The 22,099-nt window shown below is 43.1% G+C and carries 19 protein-coding genes; 3 read left to right on the top strand and 16 right to left on the bottom strand.

What is annotated here, in order from left to right:
- Nucleotides 1–143: 143 nt before the first annotated feature.
- From AC4II3_RS09720 to AC4II3_RS09645, 16 genes are all read right to left on the bottom strand, one after another.
- Nucleotides 144–1,109, bottom strand: a complete 966-nt coding sequence (locus AC4II3_RS09720; protein ID WP_488007377.1) for a lysylphosphatidylglycerol synthase transmembrane domain-containing protein — start codon at nt 1,107–1,109, stop codon at nt 144–146.
- A gap of 11 nt (nt 1,110–1,120) precedes the next feature.
- Nucleotides 1,121–2,482, bottom strand: a complete 1,362-nt coding sequence (locus AC4II3_RS09715; RefSeq protein WP_488007379.1) for a rhamnogalacturonan lyase family protein — start codon at nt 2,480–2,482, stop codon at nt 1,121–1,123.
- Complete coding sequence (locus AC4II3_RS09710) at nt 2,430–2,570, bottom strand: hypothetical protein (RefSeq protein WP_229415251.1); 141 nt, start codon at nt 2,568–2,570, stop codon at nt 2,430–2,432. The genes AC4II3_RS09715 and AC4II3_RS09710 overlap by 53 nt, the downstream gene beginning before the upstream one ends.
- A gap of 32 nt (nt 2,571–2,602) precedes the next feature.
- A complete protein-coding gene (locus AC4II3_RS09705; RefSeq protein ID WP_488007381.1) occupies nt 2,603–4,114 on the bottom strand; it encodes an oligosaccharide flippase family protein in 1,512 nt (503 codons plus the stop codon).
- A 237-nt stretch (nt 4,115–4,351) separates the two neighbouring features.
- Nucleotides 4,352–5,500: a glycosyltransferase family 4 protein gene (locus AC4II3_RS09700; RefSeq protein ID WP_488007383.1), complete on the bottom strand. Its 1,149-nt coding sequence runs from the start codon at nt 5,498–5,500 to the stop codon at nt 4,352–4,354.
- Between the two features lie 101 nt (nt 5,501–5,601).
- Entirely contained in the window at nt 5,602–6,369 is a 768-nt protein-coding gene (locus AC4II3_RS09695; protein ID WP_488007385.1) for an acyltransferase, read from the bottom strand.
- Complete coding sequence (locus tag AC4II3_RS09690; RefSeq protein ID WP_488007387.1) at nt 6,362–7,390, bottom strand: lysylphosphatidylglycerol synthase transmembrane domain-containing protein; 1,029 nt, start codon at nt 7,388–7,390, stop codon at nt 6,362–6,364. Before AC4II3_RS09690 ends, AC4II3_RS09695 begins: the two co-directional genes overlap by 8 nt.
- A gap of 167 nt (nt 7,391–7,557) precedes the next feature.
- Nucleotides 7,558–8,988, bottom strand: a complete 1,431-nt coding sequence (locus tag AC4II3_RS09685; RefSeq protein ID WP_488007389.1) for a Coenzyme F420 hydrogenase/dehydrogenase, beta subunit C-terminal domain — start codon at nt 8,986–8,988, stop codon at nt 7,558–7,560.
- Between the two features lie 43 nt (nt 8,989–9,031).
- Entirely contained in the window at nt 9,032–10,237 is a 1,206-nt protein-coding gene (locus tag AC4II3_RS09680) for a polysaccharide pyruvyl transferase family protein (protein WP_488007391.1), read from the bottom strand.
- Nucleotides 10,238–10,399: 162 nt separating this feature from the next.
- The gene (locus tag AC4II3_RS09675; RefSeq protein WP_488007393.1) at nt 10,400–11,422 is read right to left on the bottom strand and encodes an NAD-dependent epimerase/dehydratase family protein; all 1,023 of its coding nucleotides are present in this window, start codon (nt 11,420–11,422) and stop codon (nt 10,400–10,402) included.
- Between the two features lie 81 nt (nt 11,423–11,503).
- Nucleotides 11,504–12,232: a class I SAM-dependent methyltransferase gene (locus AC4II3_RS09670; protein WP_488007395.1), complete on the bottom strand. Its 729-nt coding sequence runs from the start codon at nt 12,230–12,232 to the stop codon at nt 11,504–11,506.
- A gap of 30 nt (nt 12,233–12,262) precedes the next feature.
- Nucleotides 12,263–13,138, bottom strand: a complete 876-nt coding sequence (locus AC4II3_RS09665; protein ID WP_488007397.1) for a hypothetical protein — start codon at nt 13,136–13,138, stop codon at nt 12,263–12,265.
- Nucleotides 13,139–13,220: 82 nt separating this feature from the next.
- The gene (locus AC4II3_RS09660; protein WP_488007399.1) at nt 13,221–14,990 is read right to left on the bottom strand and encodes a glycerol-3-phosphate dehydrogenase/oxidase; all 1,770 of its coding nucleotides are present in this window, start codon (nt 14,988–14,990) and stop codon (nt 13,221–13,223) included.
- Nucleotides 14,991–15,001: 11 nt separating this feature from the next.
- The gene (locus AC4II3_RS09655; RefSeq protein ID WP_488007401.1) at nt 15,002–15,601 is read right to left on the bottom strand and encodes a glycosyltransferase; all 600 of its coding nucleotides are present in this window, start codon (nt 15,599–15,601) and stop codon (nt 15,002–15,004) included.
- Between the two features lie 370 nt (nt 15,602–15,971).
- Nucleotides 15,972–16,661 (bottom strand): glycosyltransferase, encoded by a 690-nt coding sequence (locus AC4II3_RS09650; RefSeq protein WP_488007403.1) that lies wholly within the window; start codon nt 16,659–16,661, stop codon nt 15,972–15,974.
- A 572-nt stretch (nt 16,662–17,233) separates the two neighbouring features.
- Entirely contained in the window at nt 17,234–18,256 is a 1,023-nt protein-coding gene (locus tag AC4II3_RS09645; RefSeq protein WP_488007405.1) for a glycosyltransferase family 2 protein, read from the bottom strand.
- Nucleotides 18,257–19,004: 748 nt separating this feature from the next.
- On the opposite strand from AC4II3_RS09645, the gene AC4II3_RS09640 reads away from it, so the two are divergent.
- Genes AC4II3_RS09640 through AC4II3_RS09630 form a run of 3 tightly spaced genes read left to right on the top strand, consistent with a single transcriptional unit; the run spans nt 19,005 to nt 22,036 of the window.
- Nucleotides 19,005–19,952 (top strand): phosphotransferase, encoded by a 948-nt coding sequence (locus AC4II3_RS09640; protein ID WP_488007407.1) that lies wholly within the window; start codon nt 19,005–19,007, stop codon nt 19,950–19,952.
- A 7-nt stretch (nt 19,953–19,959) separates the two neighbouring features.
- The gene (locus tag AC4II3_RS09635) at nt 19,960–20,646 is read left to right on the top strand and encodes an SDR family NAD(P)-dependent oxidoreductase (protein ID WP_488007409.1); all 687 of its coding nucleotides are present in this window, start codon (nt 19,960–19,962) and stop codon (nt 20,644–20,646) included.
- Between the two features lie 10 nt (nt 20,647–20,656).
- Nucleotides 20,657–22,036, top strand: a complete 1,380-nt coding sequence (locus tag AC4II3_RS09630; protein ID WP_488007411.1) for a saccharopine dehydrogenase C-terminal domain-containing protein — start codon at nt 20,657–20,659, stop codon at nt 22,034–22,036.
- The last annotated feature ends 63 nt before the right edge of the window (nt 22,037–22,099 follow it).

Below are 22,099 nucleotides of genomic sequence, written 5' to 3'. Positions count from 1 at the left end.
TTGGTAATTGATATTTGGTAATTGATATTTGGTAATTGATATTTGGTAATTGATAGTTGCTTTGATCCTTGTTTATTAATTACCATTACACCTGACTACCTGATTACTTGATTACCCGATTACCTGATCTCAGTTAATGGCCTTTACTTGCGCAAAGCATACACAATTCCCCCCAGCAGCCCCTGAATGATCACGATTCCATAAGCCAGCCAAGCAAAGGCTATCGCTTCGGATCTGGCAAAATTGTAGCCGTAAGCCGCAAAAAAGAATACAAATGCATTCTCACGGAGACCAATGGCGTTGATCGATACAGGCAAGACCATGATCAAGGAGACTAGGGGAATGATCACAAAGAAACTAAGAAGGGGAACCGGTAAATCCAGTGCCTTGGCAATTAGGTAATAATGAGCAATGACACTTATTTGCACCATCAGTGACAAGGCCATAGATCTAGCCAAAGCATGTTTGCGGTTGCCAAAGGCTAGGAAAGCTTTAATAATATTAATTAGCTTGTTTTGTATGTGCTTCCAAAAGGGTAGTTGGATCTTGCTAATAACCCTTGAAATCTTCTGAGATGGTATGAAAATCATTGAGACTACAAGCATAATTCCTGCGCTACCTAGCATCACCCACAGGTTAAGCAATGGTAACTGGGCGATCAATGTTTGAGAAAAAAACAGCGCCCCGAGGCCAAACAGCATCAAACCCAGTAAACCGAGGAAACGATCCAAAAACACAGTGGCTAGTGCGACTGACTTGCTCGTTCCCAACCGCCAGGCATCATAAGCCCTAACAGCATCCCCACCAATAGTAGAGGGCAAAAAATTACTGAAGAAAATGCTGACCATGTAGGATTTATACAAGTAAGGGATCCTAGCTTTCACATTCTGAGCTAAAAGCAGTATCCGCCACCGATGAGCTCTGATGTAGTAACTGGCTAAGTAGACCACAAACGCTGCTATTAAAAGAGGAACCTTGGCAGAACTCACAGCTAGGAAAATTTCGGGCAGATTTGTCTTGCGCAACGCCCAAGACAGTAGCACTATGGAAACGCCGCATTTAATTATCGTAAGAATCAATTTTTTCCTAGTACCTAACTTTTTTTCCATGGTTTTTTAGTTTATGGACTGTAGTAATTCCAAGTCATCTTACTGCGGCGGTAGTGGTTTTGAGTCCATAGCCGTGGGCGATCAAGATTGGGATTTGGTTCGGGGTTGCTGTAAATGTGCAGCTGATTCCCATTGAGAACTATCACCTCTTCCCGCCAATCCCCAGATACATCAGCAACGTAAAGTCTCGCCGCCTGTTCTTTGAACCGATGGAGAAATTGCCCACTCACGGCATCGAAAATCCCTACGTCTCCTGGTTTATGGCGCTCTTTGACAGCCACTAATTGCCTCGACTCTCCTGTCCAATCAATCGGGAAGATCACCTCTACACCTTTTTCTGTCCATCCCTTGGGAGCAACATCATCCATTTGATAGTTAGCAATCCGTTGACCTTGGGCATCAAATACAAAGGGTTTCTGGTGCTTCTGGTAACGGCTGCGGCACCAAACTTCTAATCCCGGTCGTTGGGGGTCAAAATCACCAATGGCAGCATTTTGTGGTTCTTGATGCTTGTAGTGGGTTTTCCAAATTACGCGATCGCGGTTATAAAGAAAAACCCGATTGCCACCCCCCTCTTCCAGAGCGACTACCTCTAATCCTGGGATGTCTGGACGCACATCAGCCACAAACAGGGAGTCAATATGACCTTTTATGGGAATTTTCAACAACATCTCTCCGTCGGGTGAGATGATTGTCCCGCCCAAAACCTCATCTTTGCCATCTCCGTCGAGATCTGCCACCCGTGCCCCATTGTGGGCATTGGCAAGGAAATCATCTCGGGTCCACAAAGGTTTAAGGTTTTCACCTTTGAGTAGGTTGTCTAGGGGATAGGCTGCTAGATAACGACCCATACGGTATCCTTCAGCATTAGTGGCCTGAAGTAGTAAATCGCGATCGCCTTTACCCCGGAAATTGGCTACTACTAGGTGCTCCCAACGTTTTGTACCTGGTGGAGATTCTATTGTGATACTTCCCTTGCTCTGTCCGTTGTCACCTTGGACAATATTAAGAGTATTGTCTTTCGTTAAAAACAAGACCTCCGTCTTCTGATCCCCATCCACGTCAGCTGCTTGGACACCCGAGCCATGCAATCCAGGTAGTCCCTGGGACTCAGATTTTCCAGTTACCTGGATGTTGATCTGCTTAGCCCAGAGCTTTTGTCCAGAATGACTGTAAACTGCGATCTGAGCGGGCTTGGTAATAATAAAGTCTTTCTTGCCATCATCATTTACATCCGCCGTAATCAAACCACCTGCTCTATCGTCTTCAGCAGGTAAATCTAATTGGATAGTCTGAGGATTGATAGTGGAATAGGGTAAATCAACGTCCTTGCCATTTGATTTGACTACACATCCCCAACTGAATGCGCTCAAAAAACTCAAAAAACACAGCGCTATTTTGTAAGTGAAATACTGTGGGCTGAGTTTGGGCGATCGCTTTAGCATTTATCTGTTCTCTCAACAATAATTCTCCGGTTTTAACTTTCAGGAATATCAATTTTTCAATAAGCCCAATCGCTTTTGCACCTCTCCCAAAATCATCCGATCTGCTTCTTCTAAGCCCATTGCCAATAACAGTGGAGCATAGACGACAACAATAGCCCCAGCAGTAACAACTACTGAAACAAGGGAAGGCATCGGTGTCAGCCAAGAATAGACAGTAAACCCGCTTAACCCTGCAATAGCTCCAGCTCCTATAATTTTGAAGTAGCTCCAATTAAAAGGCTGAATACCCAAAACCAGCTTGACTTGCAACATTCGCCACAGGTGAACACCACTAATACTAATCCCAGTTGCTATTGCTGCTCCCATCAACCCCCATCGGGGAATCAACAGTACGTTTAATGCTATGTTGACAATGGTCGAGCCAATATCTCCAAAGAGCTTGGTATATTGATGACCTGACATAATCAACGTGTTAGTTGCCGTATCTGTCCCAGCTCTGACTAATTGTCCTATTCCTAAAATGACTAGGGGCAAACCTCCGATCACAAACTCCGCTCCAAAAATCCCCAGAATATCTTGGCTGGCTGCTGTCACCACTAAGAACAGAGGCAGGCTTAAGGAGAGGCTCCAGCGAGTAGTGGCTTGGAAGATCTGCCCCATTTTCTCGATTGCTTTCCTGTGATGAAGGTCAGCAATTATTGGTGCAAAGATTGAATTTAACGAGGCTGAGAAGATAGTCATTAAGAATGCTGTCTGCGAAGCCGCTCGGTAAATCCCTACCTCTGTAGCTGACCGGAAATATCCCAGCATCAATATGTCTGTCCAGATCATGACAAGCCATAAGAATGCGCCAAAGGCTAAGGGGAGCGAAAATCTGAGGAGTTGCTTCCCCTCAAAGATAGGCTTAATATCTCTGCTGGTTACCGCTGGAAAGAGTCTGCGGATAAAGTGGATAACGGCTGCTAATGCAACTATAACAGCAACGACCCAAGCTATAGTTCCTCCCCAAAGTCCCAAGCCAAGCGTTAAGAGCAAGGCAACCAGCAGTAAGTTGGTGAACGGCAGAAGAAGCTCCCAGATGTAAACCCGGTAGATTGTGACATGAAACCCAGTAGTAGCAAAGGCTCCCACTGTCATGCTAGCCCCGAAGGGAAGGGCTATCGCAAACAGCCGCAAGACAGAAGCAAGGTCAGGTTTATCAAAGATTGATTTTGCAATGGGATCTGATGCAAGAAAGAGAGCAGTGCCTAATACCAAGCCACTGATAAAGGATAGTCCAACTGCCTGCAGTAAAACCCCCTTGAGTTTTCTTATATCTCCTGCACCTTGATAGATTGAAACATAGCGCACTGCGCCATTCTCCAGACCCATTCTCGCAAATAGCTCTCCAAATTGGTAGATAACAAATCCTAGAGTGTAGAGACCAAAAAATTCCGCGCCGAGAAGCTGAGCCAGAGTTACTTGAGTTAGGTATTTAAGACCAGTACTTGCCACTTTACCTACAAACATAATACCAGCACCTTTCGCAATCTTTTTGACAGCGGTATTAAGGGTTTCCATCAAGTTTTTCCTCTAATACTGAAGGCTTCTGAGTGACCGGCGCTTATATACATGTTGAAGGTTTTTTCCATATTAATCCTTAATAGTGACCGCAAGTCAGTCTTGATTTATTGTTGTGAGCCTATTTGAAAGATAGAAGACAGTTAATTGTCAATAAATCGTTGAATAAGTCAATTATCATTATTATTTACAGCACTGAAAATGAGGCATTTGGTATTTTTTGGATAGGCTCTAAGACTATGTCACTGCATTACAAATCTTCTCCGCTCCAATTATTTTATACAAATCGAGTACTCTTAATGCAGATGCTTCCCAACTAAATTCTTTTGCTCTTTCAAAACCTTTGTTCCGTAGTTCTTGACGAAGTTGATTGTCATGTAATACTAGGTTGACAGCTTCAAGCATTTTGTCTACATTCCTGGGCTCATCAAACAATAAGGCAGCTCCTTCACCACTGATTTCAGGGATCGCATCTATATTTGAGGCGACTACAGGAATGCCACAGGCCATAGCTTCTATGGGAGGAATACCAAAGGCTGCTACAGTAGGAGGGAACAAAAGAAGATTTGCTCCGTTGTAAATGTAGACTAGATCGCGATGCTCTACAAAGCCTGTGAGGATAACATCCTCATTTAAACCCAACTGCTTCATCAGTTCTAAAAAATCAGATTCCGCATTGCCAGTATCTCCAACCAAAACTAGTTTGGGAGCATTTTCATCTTGGCTCCGCAACTTGCCATACATCTTAATAACGGTTTCATAATTCTCTTGAGCACAAATGTTGCCAACGCACAAAATATAATTCTCTGGCAACCCATAACGTTTGCAACACTCTACAATTTCATCTCGATCATCAATTACTCTAAATTTATTGTCCAGACCGTAACGAATTGTGCTGATCTTCTCTTTTGGGATACCTAGTTTTTGATGAAGTACTTTCTCGCATTGCTGAGAGGTGCCGATTATATGAGTGGCTCGATTCATTGACCACCCTTTGATGTGGTAGTGATAGATCCGATTAGCTAAAGACAGATTAAATTCTTTTAACCCTTCTGAAAAGAAATGACCAACTTCATGGATATATTCAATTGTTGGAATTTTAGCAAACAGGGGACCTACATGCTTGAGACTATGGTAAATGTCGATATTCAGTTTCTCAAGCAATTTTGGCAAATAAAACTGCACCCACAAAAATTCGAGAAAATTGTTCTTCACTGGAACCACTAACTTCTCGACTCCAGGATATTCTGGTAAGGATTGATTAGGATTCTGCAAAACGATGAATTCATGTTTGGTATTAAGTCTAATTAGCTCATCTAGCATATAGAGTGTTGCAACATTAGGTCCTGCTCCTTTCTTGAATCTACAATCTAGTAAAATCTTCATAATCTGAGTCTCCATTGCTTGTCTTTACTGGTACAAGTAAATTCTTTCACCATCGCCAAAGAGTGCGTCGATGTAAAAAAATACCTGTTTCCAGATAGTGCTTAGGCAGATTGTTCCAAGGATTGCTGATTGCGCCAGCCACGCACCTGTGCTGGCACACCCATCGCGATCGCGTATGCTGGAATGTCTTTGGTTACTACTGCACCCGCACCGACTATTGCACCTGTACCAATAGTTACCCCATCCAAAACAATCACATGTGCTCCTAGCCAGACATCATCACCGATGTGTACACCACCCTTAGTTGCTAGTGGTTGTTGGACAATCGGGATGTCAGTACGATCAAATTGGTGACTAACACCACCTAAATAGCAACGACCAGCGAAAATGCAGTGCTGACCAATATGGACTTCGGTAGTCGAGTCAATGCGGCACTCTGCACCAATATTGGCATGGGCACCGATAAAAATAGAGCCAGCACGGGTCTTGAGTTGAGCCAAGCGACCAATTTGCACCCCATCACCAATCTCAATGCGCTCATCTTCAAAACCCCTTACGGACAGTACTGCATAGTCATCGAGTACCACATTGCTACCCAGGTGAATACGACCCGGTGCACGCAAGGTGAGGTGATGACCGAAGAGTGCATTCTTCCCCACACTACCGAATAACTGCGGGTAGAAGATGCGCCGCAGCCCTAGCCCAAGAGCACCAGGGAGTTGACCTACCAGCAGGGTCAGCAGTTCATATTGTAGAAGCCGCCCCCAACTACGATCACCTAAGACTAAATCCTGATACTTTTCTATAAACGATCTTTTACTATCAGCTAAGACAGCGCTGAAGCGAAACTGTTCATGTTTACTAGTCATCACCATTTTCTCCGTATTTGTTCGTCACTTCCATCGGTACTCCCTCACGGATGGGGCTACCATCACTGACAAACGGATAAAGTAGACTACCAATTCCAGCATGGAACAGGGTCTTTGCTCTCAACAGCAATGCCGTTGAAAATGCTAGTGCAGGGGTAGCACCTACCAACCCAAGAGTGAAGCTGTAGGCAAACTCCATCAGACCAATACCTCCAATCGAGATTGGTAAGTTCATGATAAACAGGATTACTGGCACTGCTACTAGCATGCTGACAAAATCGATCTTGGAGCCGAAGGTAAGTGCACTAACCCAGACATTCATGACCGCTAAGAAGTAGAAGATTAGAGAATTAATTAGAGCCCCCCAGAGTGCCCCTGGGTCACTCTGATAGGCCAGCACTGCTTGCCGAAATTTCTCAATCTTGGCGAAGAGTTTCTGCAGCAAGGGTACACGCCTTGCCAATAGCTTCTGGGTCAATCGGAACGGTCGTTGGTCAATAATCAACCAGCAGATCAATGCAATGCCTATTGACCCGATGGCAAGGCCAATAGTCAACCAGGGCAGGTTGAACAGATGCAGGTTGACCACTACTGCCACCATTGCTAACACGACCAGGGTGGCCAAACCAGTGAAACGTTCCACAAAGACTGAGGCTACGGCATCGGCGTAGCGTCCAGTGTAGCGCCCTAATTGATGCATGCGGACTACATCGCCCCCAATGCTGCTTGGCAGCACCAGATTGAAGAATTGACCAACCATATAGTAAGCAAACAGTCGCCAAAGATTAACTGGCAAGCCACGAGAGCGCGAAAGCATGTACCACTTGAAGGCGCTAGATAGATTAAGCAACAGCCCAAACCCAATCGATGCCAACAAAAATGGTGGTTTGACGTGAACGAAGGTGTCTAACAAATCCCGCCGTCCGTCAGCGCTGAACAGCCCTGCCTTGTGAACAACATATACTAATAGTGCGCTTGTACCAGCAATGCGGACAAAATGTAGTGTCGAGTTTTTCGGCATTCCAAGAGCTTTTTAAAGATTTTTCATTGGTAATTGATAATTGGTAATTGATAATTGGTAATTGGTAATTGGTTTACTATCTACTATTACCAGATTGAAGTTTGGCAGTTTTGCTCATCTATACTAATCATTAGAGTTTCCTTACTTACTTACTTGATGTGAATTATTTATTGGGTATCCAAGGCTAGGTCTTGCTTTTGCCTTTGTTTGGCTTGTTTGCGTAAGCGCCCTGCAGCCTTGAAGGCTTTGTAGCGCATTTTCACTGCTGTAAACACTTCCCCGAACCGTGACAAAAAGATGGCCAGCATCAACTGGCGCATCCATTTTCCCTTGGAGAAGATAAAGGTAGCCTGACGCAAACCCTCATGACGGTGATCTTCTTGAGTTGATGGGGAAATCGGTAAATGGTACTGGGCTGTAGATAGCCCCTGGGCTTCACGCCACTGGATACGCACGAAGGGATAGACACGTTTGTCACGGTAGAGGTGATCAAAACTGGCTTCCACTTCCTGTTTACCTAAAGGCATAGCGGTAATATAGCCCAATTCACGCATCTGTTTTAGAATCTCTTGACCACGTTCCGTGCGGCACATGACCATGCTTGTACCTTCCGGGTGTAGGTACTCGCCATCCTCACCGCGCACCCAGAAGTCGGAAACTGAAATATCGGCAAACTCAGCACTATAGTCAGGACACATCAGGCAACGCTGGGGTGTATAGAGATGGTAGAGGTAATTATAGGCACCATCCTTGTAATCAAACCTGTGCAGGTCGAGGCGCTGACCATCAAGGGTTTCGATCTGAAACTTGCCAGGGAAGTTACCACCACGATAGAAGAAGCGCTTGATCTTCTCTTGGGGAAGACGACGGTGGGATAGCAACTCAGTAGTACCCTCTTTTTCTAGGGTGCCGTGGCAAGCTAAGCCAATGGTGAAGATTTCCCGGCGTACCAAACGCTTATAGACCTTCTCCAATTTGCGTAAACCCTCAATCTGACAGCCTACACCGACAAAGGCAAACTTGCCTTCGAGTTTTTTGACGTCACGTATGACTTTGGCATGGGGTACAACACAATACTTGGAGCCAGCAGTGGCTCGAATTTCTGCCTCGGTGCGGCAAATCACAGGTGTGGGTGTGATGGGATCATCTGGCTCATAACCCACAGTTAGGGCAGCATCAATTATCCCTTCTTTGACCATACCAATCAGTAGTTGGGAAACGAGTCCACCACCACTACCTTCTGCTTGCACCTGGGGATTATTAGCGAAAGTCAAAAAGGCGCTCTCGTAAATTCCACCAAGCCCCTCTGGTGGCTGCTCAACGCCGAACATTTTCTTATACTGAGCAGTGTAGTCAAACTCTATACCGGGACAAACTTTTACACAGAGTCCACAGTCAACACAGGTTTTAGTATCAATAACTGGGTATTGGTGTTCGTCAAAGGAAATGCAGTCTACAGGGCAGATGGGATCGCAAGCACCGCAGCGGGTACACAGATCCTTGGGAACCACATACAATGGCTCAGTCTGCTCTTGCTTGTGAAGTGGCAAATAGCCATCTTCAGACATGCTTAATTCTGTTGCCTTCGATTTTTTCAAATAATTTTACCTCTCTGTACTCAAAGGATGAGTAGACAATGGCTCAAGCGGTAACTTGCACCTCAGATTGCTGCCCCTGGGCCAACAATTGGCTCACCAGTTCAACGCTACTGCGGGCTTTAGCTTGCTCCCGCTGCACCAGTGGTGTCATGGCCGCTCGCGTTTCATGGCGCTGTTCCCAAGCAGACTTAATTAAATTTGTCAAGGTATTGGTGGTTAGTTCATCAAAGTTGATCAACCAGTTGTCCTGACCAATGGTTTTCATGAAGCCTGCTGTTTTAGGGTAGGAGTTAATGGCCACTACAGGGGTGAGAACTCCTGAAGCCAGAATTACGGAATGAGTCCGCATCCCCACATGGACTTCTACCCGCTGTAGCAAGCCAGCAATTTCCTGGTAGGTGTAAGTCGCATTACTGATTACCCGGATGCGATCGCGTCGCTTGACATACTTCAAACTCTCGTTGGTAATTTTGGTATCCATTACTTGGGTGATGGTATACATAATCTCAATGTCTAATTCCTCAATCAGTCGGTCGAGAGTAGACCCGATTGCCTGCAAAAAGGGTTCGCGCCCAAAAGTCTTGTTATCCTTGCGCCAGTTATCGATGTAGGCATTGATATTGAAACCAAGAGTGCCTTTCGGATTTTTGAAAAGCCCCTCTTTGCCTATGATTTCCTCCATACGTTCTGTTGGTGGCGGGGTAGTGTTGATGGCGCAATCCGCATTGATGTAAACCTCCTGATAATTCAGTTTCTGTTGGTCAAGCAGTTGCTTTGATTGCTCATCTCGCAGGATCAGCATTGGGCTAGCATCAAGAACTCTTTGCAAAGCAGACTTGCCCAGTGATGTGGTAATTGGTCCTAGACTGGCGTTGTAAAGTGCGATCGGAATACCGCGTGCCTTACAAGCTGGGGCGATTAAGGAAATTGTGGAGAGATAGTTAAACAGTGGATTGAGTAACTTGCGATCAAACAGAATGTTATCGGTTACTAGCACCAGATCAGCTTGCAACATTGCTTGGAAAGTTGGCAAACCAAAAATCTTAACAGCACCATTCCAAGGCATCAGTCCAAGTGCCTTGATATTGTGGTGGCCAAAATGACGTTTAACGAAGCGTGGGTTGAGAGTTGGTACTATAAACAACGCATCAGGATGTGCTGCAGCAATATCATCAAGCAGATTGCCTAAAATAGCAGCATCTCCTGCATTGCGACCTGAAAAGTTACCGAGAACTGTAATTTTTTTCATTTTTTACTCAATCACTAGCAAATTCTTACGTTTTCATGGGATTAACTATCCCAATAGTTGTGACAAAAATTTAGTAATAATAATAATCAGAGCTTAATGATTCAACTTACTCATTCAGTATAACCAGCCAGTTTTCACTGATTGAATTCCCATTAACCCAAATCAAAGCGATATCCATCCTTGGTCAAGATACCATTGGGCTAATTCCTTTAACCCTTCTTCATCGGAATGGACAGGCACAAAGCCCAGTAAATTTATCATCTTTGCTGTGTTAAATGAGCGGTCTTTCGTATAAAATGCTAGCCGTCTTCTATAAATAGGTGGTTCTATACCCAGGGGACGACAGATGAATTCAAAAAAATCCCCTAAGGCAAACAGTGGAGCAGCTGGTAAACGAATAAATTTAAAGGAAATTCCATAGTATTCACTAATAATAGAGGCCATTTTTTGGAAGGTAATCGCTTCCTTACTGCCACAAATAAAAACTTCTCCTACTGCTTGAGGATGGGTTGCTGATAGCAGAAAAAAATTGGTCAAATCATCAACATGAATTAAGTGCAGTAAGTTACTGCCATTGCCAATTATTGGTATCCACTTACGGCAAACCATTTTGAAAATTTTCAAAAACCGTTTCTCCCCAGGACCGTAGATTCCTGAGGGTCGTACCACAGTGACTGGTAATCCTTCCTTTTTAGCAAAATCTCTGATCCACAGTTCACCTTCTAGTTTGGTTTCTTGATATATATCTCCAGGATTCATTGGACAATCTTCATCACCAGGAGGATTTTCGACATGACCATGAACCCCAATTGTTGAAACGTGAACAAAACGCTTAAATTCTGGCTCTTTTAAAGCGTATTTTGCTAGAATTTGTGTACTTAAAACGTGGACATTGTAGTAGACATTGTCAGCGGATTTAGCTTCTCGAAAAGGAGTTACAATATGAAATATATAGTTGACTCCTTTTATGGCTTTTTTGATTAACTCTTCATCAAAAACATCCCCTCTAATCCATTCAATTTTAAGGTCTTTGAAAGGCTCAAGTTTAGAACTAGGACGTGCAATAGCGACGATATCTAAACCTTGTGCCACTAATTTACGTATAAGAACTGAACCTGTAAACCCTGTAGCTCCAGTCACTAAGACACGACTGCCAGTTGGGAGTTTGAATTGAGGATCTTCCATAGTCTACTTTCTGAGCTAACCTAAAAAATATTGGAATTTCACCAAGCAAGTTTATACAATTAATTTTAATCGGCATCTGGCTTAAGTCTTGGTAAGGTTTAAAATTACTGGTGAACCAAACAAATTAGTCAAGCCTGAGAGTCGAGCTAACTTCTCCATAAATGAAGAGAAGCTAGGAGATTTAAAAGCCCGATGCAGTACCATAGGCACAAAAAATTGGGGATAGCGCTCAGCTTTGCTCAGACCAATAGATTTTAAAAATTCTAGAAGTTCATGTTCCTGATAACAGACAAACTCTCGTGTATTTCCTTCCAACCCTTTCTTGAACTTAAATAGATAGGGGGCAATAGCATTGACGCTCCTCACTGTAGGATAGTCTAGGATTACTGCTTGCTTTGCTACTCGATTTAGTTCTGTTAAAAAAGACTGCCATTGAGTGACATGAGCCAGGAATCGATAGCTAATTACAACATCAAACGCTCCGTCTGGGTAAGGGAGATCCAAAACATTGCCCACCTTGAAGGAACAAAGATTAGCATCAAGAAAATTCTGAATCCTCCCCTTACAGACATCCGCACTACCAAGCACAGTGAGTTGATAACCATTTTGAATCAGAGCCCCTGTGAGTTGACCATGTCCTCCTCCCACATCAAGGATGGTGGCTTTAGGATAAGGAGTCAGCATTTTCAAGGTTGCGTCTTCCTGGACTTTCAGTAGCCAAGCCCCAATTTCCCCGGCAAAACGGGAGGCATAATCCTCAGAAGATGTTTCGATATCGGCTGTTTCGGGAAAATCACCTGTAGAAACCACTGTTAAATTCCTTTAGTCATTTGTTTATTTTTAATTGCTATTTTTTCTAGACCGAATTGCTAATTGGTTACGAATAAATCGCCAGGGGTTTTCTAGAGAACCATAGCTCTGAATAGGTGTCATGGGATTCAGTAGCATTTCCTTGATATCTTTTCCTGGTTTTTCTGAACTCAAGGAACCCTGGATAGTAAATCCAAAACTTCCAGGACGACAAGATTCAGAAGCCAAAGGAAGTGGATCGCTTCCTGGTAATATCCGCCATCCTTTTTTCTCTGCTTGTGTGAACAAAACTGGTCGTGACCAGAATACAGGACGTCCACCATTGTCTCCTAGAAAAAGCTTGGGAAAATTATTGTCTTCCAAGAGCTTATATAATAGTTTTCCCCGATTTCCGATCCATTTACCAACTCCCCAGGGGAGTAGAGGGATTCCCTCCGCAGACAGAATTGCTTTAATGGTTACGTCTAAGGGTAAACCATCTTCAAGGTTTTGGTCAGTGATCAACGCTAATACTTCCAGGTTTTCCGCTGTCACAATTTGGCGACCAGCAATTAAGAACATTCCTTGCCCTAAGGCGTTACTGGTATATAAGGATAAATCTTCCTGGGTACGATAGAACATCCAAGTTTTACCCTGGCTTACCCTAGACTGATTAGTGCTAGACTGATTAGTGCTAGACTGATTAGTGTTTTGAGCTAAATCAGCTAGCTTATTATACCATTTTTGATGCTCTATTTCTGTCAATAACAATACAGCCTGAAAATTTTCTCCATCACCTGCTTGACCAGAAAATTGCTGGAAATTTTCCCAAGCTGAGGTCAGCAGTTGATCGATATCAAAACAGTCATGAAGGTGAACGTGACCATCAATTAGGATTAATTGATTGTTTGGAGTGGTAGCTACCATGGATTGTTGTTAATCAACCTCCCTGATTTCTATAAACTGCTGCTGTTTAAAGCACATTTAGCTAAAATCTTGCACCAAAACCTCAACGGATATTCTCGGCTAAACTAACCGGACTGTTAAGGGTTTCAATTTCAATACTTTTCTCCTGACTTAATGCACCTCCGATATTAAAAATGTGATTAACCTTGTCTAACTCTAGCTCTATTTGTGACCGACTCCATCCTAATTGCGCCCCCATCACCTCAGCACAGGTTCTGATGGCCTCGTTTCCGGGATGACCAGCACTACCCAGTTCTGTCCGCCGGAACACCACATCACCTAATGTTTGAGCCATTTCCTCAACAACCCCATACAAGACTTCAGCTTTGAGTACAGCTAAATCATCAGTAGGTGCAGAGGAGTGATCTGATACTCGCTCTAAATACAGCAGTACATCTTGATAGGCACTACCGTAGTTATAAACGAGGCGGCGCATTACCTCCTCCCCTAATCCATAGGGTTGCTTAAAGATTTCCGTCTGCAAAAACACTTCAAATTGTTCGATGTGTCCACCGTAAATTGGTGTAACTGATGACAGGGACTTGGGAGGCTTTTGGCCCCATGACCGAAATACCTGGTCAAGGACTTTCTCAGCCACATCTCTGGCAGTGGTATATTTCACCCCAACCGCCGAGATCAATCCTGGAAATTCTTCTTTGGCATGATCGACGATTTGATAGTGTTTAGCCAGTTGTGGCAATCCTGTGTCAGTAATGCCAGTTCTAGGAAGCAAGCCACCATGGACGAAAGTGACATCGGCTTGGTTGAGTTTAACCGATGGCCATGCTTGGTTTATGTCATCGAGCAGGTCTTGAATATCCTGTTGGGTAATGTTGAAGTTATCCGGGTCTTGATCCCAAACAGCATAGGATGTACCGACCAGGGATTTACCACGCCAGGGCGCAATAAATAGTAAGCGAGACCCCTTGTTGACGATGGCATCGGAGTCACGATAGGAGTTCTGAGTTGAAATACCCACAGCATAGGTTTGGCAGAGGGGACGGCGAATCACCAGGTTCATGGCTTTGGCAAGGGGAACTCTGGGTTGCGGCTGGGGTTGCGGCTGGGGTTGCGGCTGGGGTTGCTTCAGTAAACTCAATACCCGATTTATCCATGGTCCGCTGGTGTTGACCACAGTCTTGGCACGGATGTCGAATTGATTGCCACTTAACACATCTTGCCCCTGAATACCCGTGATCCGATTTCCAGCTTGAAGAAATCCAGTCACTTCTACGTAGTTAGCCACCACTGCGCCAGCTTGCTCAGCTGACCGTAGAAAAGAGAGGGTCAACCGTTCAGAGTTGTAGACCTGAGCATCATAAAAGACTGCTGCTCCAGTTAGCCCCTCCTGGGGAATTCCTGGAAGCAGCTGCTGACACTGTTGCTTAGAGATTACCCGACCATTGGATATGTGTTTTTGGGGATCGAGTTGGCGATTGCGATCGCAACTGATCAAGTCATTGATCGCAAGTGCCACAGATAGCACTTCTTTTCCCTTCATCCCATGGCCGTAGGTGGGAATCAACACTGGTAATGGATGAACTAAGTGAGGGGCAATCCGCATTAAACTGGTGCGTTCATGAATGGATTCACGCATCCGTTTAAGGTCAGCATGCTGGAGATACCGTAATCCCCCGTGGATGGTCTTCAAACTGTTAGCAGAGGTAGCGCTACCGAAATCAGCTTTTTCCACCAAGGCCACTGACAATCCCCTGAGGGTTGCTTCCCAAGCTACGCAAGCTCCATAGATCCCACCACCGATCACTAATAAATCGTAAGAGTTTCTGGTTAACTCTACTAGGTTTCTTCTCATTAGTTGTCTGCTTAGGCGGTATGCTCTGCTAACTCGTGATGTAGCCAATCATAAAGACTGTTTAATTTTTCCCGAAAAGCTGCATAAGTATGCCTTTTCTCAATCAATTTTTTGCCAGCACTACCCAGGCTCAGCCGTAGCTTTTCATCAGCGATCAGATCAAGCATTCCCTCCGCGAAAGCTTTGGCATCTGGCCTCTTAAGCAGAGCAAGGTGATTGTTTAGCAACTGGGTATGGGTTGGCAAATCTGTGGCTAACAAAACTTTGCCACTATCGAGATAGGAATAGAGCTTCATCGGGGTATTTTTACCCTTAATTCTCGGAGAGACTAAAATATCAGCCTGCTCCAGATAGATAGCCAGATGCTCAACTGGTTTTGGTCCTAAAAAATGGACATGTTGTTGTATCCCAAGACAGTGAGCCTTATTGGTGTATTTCCGAATGTCGTCGGCTTCTCCACCAATAATGACTAAGTCAGCCTGATCAGTGTGCTCAAGGGTCAACGCGAAGCTGTCTAGAAGTAGATCAATCCCCTGATAAGTCTCCAGATTGCCCACATACATCAGGAGTACATTACGGATTCCTAGCTCACGTCTCAAATTACTATACATAGTTAGACCAATGTTGAATCTTGAAGTTGAATCTTGAAGTTGAATCTTGAAGTTGAATCTTGAAGCGAAAATTTACACAAACCTGCACATTTTCACTATTATACTTATCTTTCGTTACAAAATAAAACCTAGTCTTAAGCAGATGCACAAAATTAATTGCACATTTTCCATAACTCAAAGCCTTACCATATAAGCCTTACAGAGATTCAGAGTAGGTAATTAATTCTGCGAGCGGTGCTTAGGATATCACAACCATACCTTCCGTTAATCATTAACAGTTATAGTAACAGTTATAGTAACAGTTATTAGTTATTTTATATACTTACTTAAAAATAAGTATTCACAAATAAAAAGTTTTTTTAGGAGTTTTTTAAAGATTAGAGTTAAGCAGGGATATATCTGGAATAACTACAGTTTTTCTGGGCTTGTACTTTTGAATATCTGCTGCCAAAGCATCGCAAACGGAAACCACCACTTTGGCATTCTTAACAGCCAGTCCTTCAAAAAAGTTGAATACTGACGAAAAAGTTTGTAGCAAAGGATACTTTTCAATCATTTGTTGGGCTAGAGATGAATCCATGTCATAGATATAGGGAATTTTACACAGGATTTTGAGCCCTAAACCAATAAAGACTGATTCTTCTCCAGCATGAACCAAATCGTAGCGTTTCTTAGTCACTAGGCGAATTACAGCAAGCAACATGAAAAAATCACACAGGATTTTCTTCCAGGAGAAGCCTGGTCGTATATTCCGAACCCAGGGAAGCTTAGGGGTTCGGTATACAGTGATATTTTCATAATTGATGTCACGCCCTTCAGGATAAGTGACGACATCGACCTGGTCTCCCCGTTCAGAAAGCACCTTCAACACCAGGTTGACTGCGATGGGTGTGCCACGATTCTGATAAAACGGATGAGGAGCGAGTAATAGAATGTTCATCCTAGTCAGATTTCGTTGATCATAGGAGACTGGTTGATTCTCCCAGACAGTCAATTCATCCCTGCTGCTTTTGATGTCAAGCTGATCAGTAAGCCGATCAGTTTTGCTCGTTAAATACACGTTGATCTCCCTCTATCTTTAAAGCACTCTGATCAAGAGCGCCCCATTTCCAAGCCATATTGATGAAAACTTCATTATTTCTCAGTAAGTTTCCGGTAGAGTTTAATAGAAGTTAACAATAACCAGTAGTTAATTTCAGCTATGACTAACAGCCCTCACTGAGCAAGAATGTACCACTTAAGGGTAAACACTGATACCAAGGGATTCAAGCATTCTTTAACTAGAAACTAAAACTGCTCCTAATTTCTTCCCTGAGGAAGAGCTCTACTGCCCAAATAAGTGTTATGCAGAACTGGTTTGAATAAATTTTTTAGATAAAAAATTTTGATTTAATTAAAACCCAAATAAATTCTCCAAATCAACTAGTAATCTGGAGGTTAATGAAATCTTGATTATAAACTTCATATAATCTTTACAAATTTTCAATCTTTAAGAAATCGCCTTGGTTGGCGGCTAACCTCATATGCATTTAAATTTGCTGACAGCTGTTCGGTGTAGCCTGCGCGTAGCCCATATGACACGGGGTCATACTTTGATTAGCCCCCAACCAACTTGATTTCCAAGTGATATTACTAACCTTCCTCAACATTAGAGGACACCACTTCTCTGACCCGATAAATCGGTCTTCCCTGAGATTCATGGTAAGTACGCATCAGTATTTCCCCCAGTAGACCAAGACTAAACAGTTGTACACCAGTCGAGAACAAGAGTACTGCCAAGATCAGTAAAGGCCGATCCCCGATATCTTCATTGAGACCTACCTTGAGAATGGTCAGATAAGCCCCAATGATTATGCCCGTGCCTAGGGAAGTCAGACCTAGTAATCCAAATACATGCATGGGTCTGGTGAGGAATTTCTTCATGAAGAAGATGGTCAACAAATCCATTAGCACCCGGAAGGTTCGCCCCAGACCATACTTACTACTACCATAGCGACGAGCATGGTGACGCACGGGTAACTCGGTAATTCTTGCCCCCTCAATATATGCCAAGGCTGGTAAAAACCGATGTAACTCACCGTAGAGGTTCATGTCGGCTACCAATTCCGAGCGATAAACTTTCAGAGAACAGCCATAGTCATGGAGTTTAACCCCAGTGGTCCGTCCAATCAGCCAGTTGGCAATTTTGGATGGCAGTAAACGAGTCACCGCCGCATCCTGCCGATTTTTACGCCAGCCACTAACCAAGTCATACCCTTCCTCTAGTTTGGCAAGCAGCATGGGAATGTCGGCTGGATCATTTTGTAAGTCACCATCTAAGGTAACAATGGCACGACCCCGAGCATAATTAAACCCAGCTGCCATGGCAGCAGTTTGACCATAGTTGCGACGCAAAATTACCCCTCGCAAATCAGTGCGGGAGAGGACTTGTTCCTTGAGCAGTTGGGTTGAACCATCTGTAGAGCCATCATCGACACAAATAAGCTCATAGCTGAGCTGAGTATCGGTTAAGGTGGATGCGATCGCATCAATGAGGTGGGGCAAACTCTCCACCTCATTGTAGATTGGTACCACCACTGATAGGTCTGGTGTTATGTCAGTGCCAGACCAGTTCTGGGCATTTAATTGCCCTTGTTTAATTAAGGAAATTTCCATAGGATGCCCCAGGTTGAATCATCTCCAATCCGGTTTAAACTATAAGCATATATTATTGATGGTTTACTCTAACTTCTTGGGATATGTCAAGGCATTGGGCAAATTTACAGGGTAAACGCATCTTGTGTTTAAATGCCTAATGGATATGATATTCATACGATAAGTATTTTTGCTTATTAATTTTGAAATCTTTTAATAGCTATGAGAAACGCTATCAAAGAACTTTTATAGTGTCACAAACCTGAAATTTGCTGGGTCAATGTCAATAAGCAACCTCCATTATCAATAATTCCGAGATTATTGATAATGTGATTTGAGAAATTTGAACAATCCTAATAGCAATTGAGCTTAGCCGACGCGGGGCGCGTTCGCAACGGTTTATTCTTTATTGCTCAAAATACTAGGTGCGCTTGACCCGTAATTAAATGCGCCACAGGTCGCACCTGTTGAAAGTTTAGCGATTGAGTAGAACAAATGTACTTATTTTGACCATCATTTTTTCCAATTGTAACAAAAATTGGTTTAATTAGATTTTTTCAAGTTACAATCTATACCAAATTGAGATTATGTCACCACCCTGGGCACATACCAGGCTACCAGAACTGGAGTTATGTCAGCTACAGTCTGCAGACACATCCTTAGGTGCGACCCGTGGCGAATTTAATTCTTAATGGGTCAAGCACACCTAAGCAGTCACGATAGCTCAGCTATAAAAAGTCAACAATTAGGAATAGGCACGGAAATCCTAATGAATCAACTACAGCAGTCGGAAATAATTTGTGAAACGCTGACCTTGGCAGAATCAGATGTTCAGCCCTTTGGATTTGACAAATCAGATCGGATTGTTGTAGAGCAGGTATTATCAAATCTCCCTTCCCTAAAAAAGGTAGCTATTAGCAGGGTTGAAAAATTAACCGAAGGTAAAAATAACCAAAACTTTAAAGTTTATACAGATAGTGGCGTTTGTGTTATAAAAATTTGTCATACATCAGAAGTGCAGGGAATTAACAGACAAGTAGACTATTCAATTCTTCAAAAAGTATATCGTGCAGACCTTGGAGTGAAGCCGATCGCATTTGACCCCAAAAACAACTCAATAATTACTAAATTTATTGATGCGCCAGTCTGGACTTTTAAAGAAATCAGAACGGCAGCAGCACTGAATAGTTTTGGTAAATCTATCCGTAAAATTCATGAACTTTCACCGATTCGTCATACCTATCATATTAAAGATTTACTGGATAGATACTGGCATTCATTAAAAAAATATAATGATACAATAAAAAACTTCAAATTTTTTTTTGAAATCACACGAAATCAATTAGATGCCTACCATCAATCTAGTGACATCAAGTTTTGCCATAATGATCTTTACTACGGAAATTTTTTGAAAGGTCAAAAAACTACTATATTTCTGGACTGGGAAATGGCGGGAATGAATGATAGTTATTCTGATCTTGCTGCATTTATCCATTTCCACCATCTCGATAACCAGCAAACTGAGCTGTTTCTTCAAGCATATTCAAAAATCTCTCTGAATAGAGATAAACTCGCCATCCACCAAGATGCCATCCTGCTAAGGGAATTACTATGGGTTCTCACCAAATTGCAAGAAGGCCATACTGACTATTTTTATGCTGATTATCGGCAACGATGTTTAAAAGCTGTTATGAATAAGCAGGCAAAGCTCTTATAAACATACCATGGCAAAAGTTGTGATGATTTCAGGTGCTAATCGCGGCATAGGCAAAGCAATTGCACTCAAACTCTATGAATATGGCTTTCTTCTTAGCCTTGGCGTCAGAGAGTTAGATCGGGTAACCAAAGATATTCTAGGACTGCCAAAGGATAAGGTATTATTGGTTTCTTATAATTCAGCTGATCCAAATACAGAACATGAATGGATAAAAAAAACACTCGATGTCTTTGATAGGATAGATGGCCTAATTAATAATGCTGGCATTTTTCATTCCGTGGATATTGAAGATGATAACGAAGAACTACTCGATAAAATGCTGGATGTAAATACAAAAGCACCGATACGTCTTACACGTTTGGTTTTACCGTATTTGCGTCAGAGCAGTGAAGGCCGGATTATTAACATTGTTTCCAGCGGTGCTAAATACATTGAAGACAGTAAAGTTGGCTATTCTATCAGTAAGTTTGGATTTTTAGCGGCATCACATGCCATGTTCCATGCCGCTAAAGAAGATGGTGTAAGAGTAACTGCGCTTTGCCCAGGATGGGTTAACACAAATATGGCCAAGAACTCTTCTCCTTTATCCCCAGAAAAGATGATTCAACCAGAAACTATAGCCGATATAGTGCTGATGTTATTGAATCTTCCTAATACAGTAGTAATCCCTGAATTAATTGTTGATAATGCATGAGAATATTTAGATGAAAAACATTTTGTTATTAGGTTCGGGTGTGTCAGTTGCTCCTCTGTGCGACTATCTCAATGAACGAGGCTATCACATTACTGTAGCCTCTAGGAATAAGATGACTGCAGAAGAAATCGTCAATCAGCATTCAAAGCGCAGTTTCTATCCTATTGACATTGATCGGTCAAATCCTGAAAATCAGGCTCTTGATCAATTGATTAAAGAAAGTAGTATTGTCATCAGCTTTTTACCCGGTCCCTATCAGCCCCTTGTGACAAAATACTGTCTGGAACATAGTGTGTCATTGATCATGACCTGCCATATCGGCTACTTGTTCAAGACTCAGCAAGAATTTGAACAATTGGATCAACAGGCAAAAGAAAAAGGCATTGCCATTGTGACCGAGGCTGGCACAGATCCTGGGTATGGCAGCATGATCGGTAAAAAGCTCATTGACGATGTGCATGCTAAGGGCGGAGAGATTATCGATCTCTGGTATCATGTTGGTGTACTACCCTGTAATCCTAATATTAATCCGTTTGGTTATAAGTGCTTTTGGGCTCCTAAAAAATCTATTTTTGCTTCGGTTAAGATCAAAGATGGCTCTGGAGACTGGATCAAGGACTCGCAGATACCCCTGATTCCAGGAGACAAAGTTTATTTAGAAACTAGAACGGTTGAAGTTCCCAATATAGGGACATTTGAATCTCGTCCAAATTCAGATTCTGGAGCGTATCTATACCCTAAGGTTTACGGCATTGATAATGTTAGAAACTTCTATCATGGAACATTAAGATACCCCGGTTGGGGAGAGACCTTACAGGGATTGATTGATCTTGGCTTCTGTGATACACAATATCGCCCTGAGCTGCTTGAGAAAACTTATCAGGAAATTGTGCTAGAACTGTGTGGCAGCACAAATGGTGATGCTAAAGCCTTGGTTGCTCAGAAATTGGGTATACCAGTTTCCCATGATATTATCATGCGCTATCAATGGCTGGGTCTGTTTGACAACAAGCGGATTATTCCCCCCAAAGATTCGCCCTCCTATTGTGATGTAATCTCTGACTTACTGGTTCAGAAACTGGGGGTTTATCAGCCAGGGGATACAGAAGTGGATCAAATTATCATGTATTACGACATGCTCGTGCAATACCCCGACAAAAAAGAACGCATCATTTCTATAACCAATCCTTCTGCTAAACCGGGTGACCATTACTCCATCTGTTCACAACTGACCTCCAAGACCGCTGCAATGATTGCTAGAAGATTATTGGAAGGTTCCCTGAATCTTACAGGTCTGAAATATCCCACTATTCCTGAAATTTACCAGCCTGTTCTACAGGAGTACGCAGAGGAAGGGATTAGAAGTAAAGAAACTGTATTAGCAGCTTAAGATCTGCGTAAGCATATGCGCTACGCGCACGCTACGCGAACAGCTGACTGCTGACCGCTGACC

This window comes from Moorena sp. (assembly GCF_982860115.1).
This window is presented reverse-complemented; position numbering and strand designations above follow the sequence as displayed.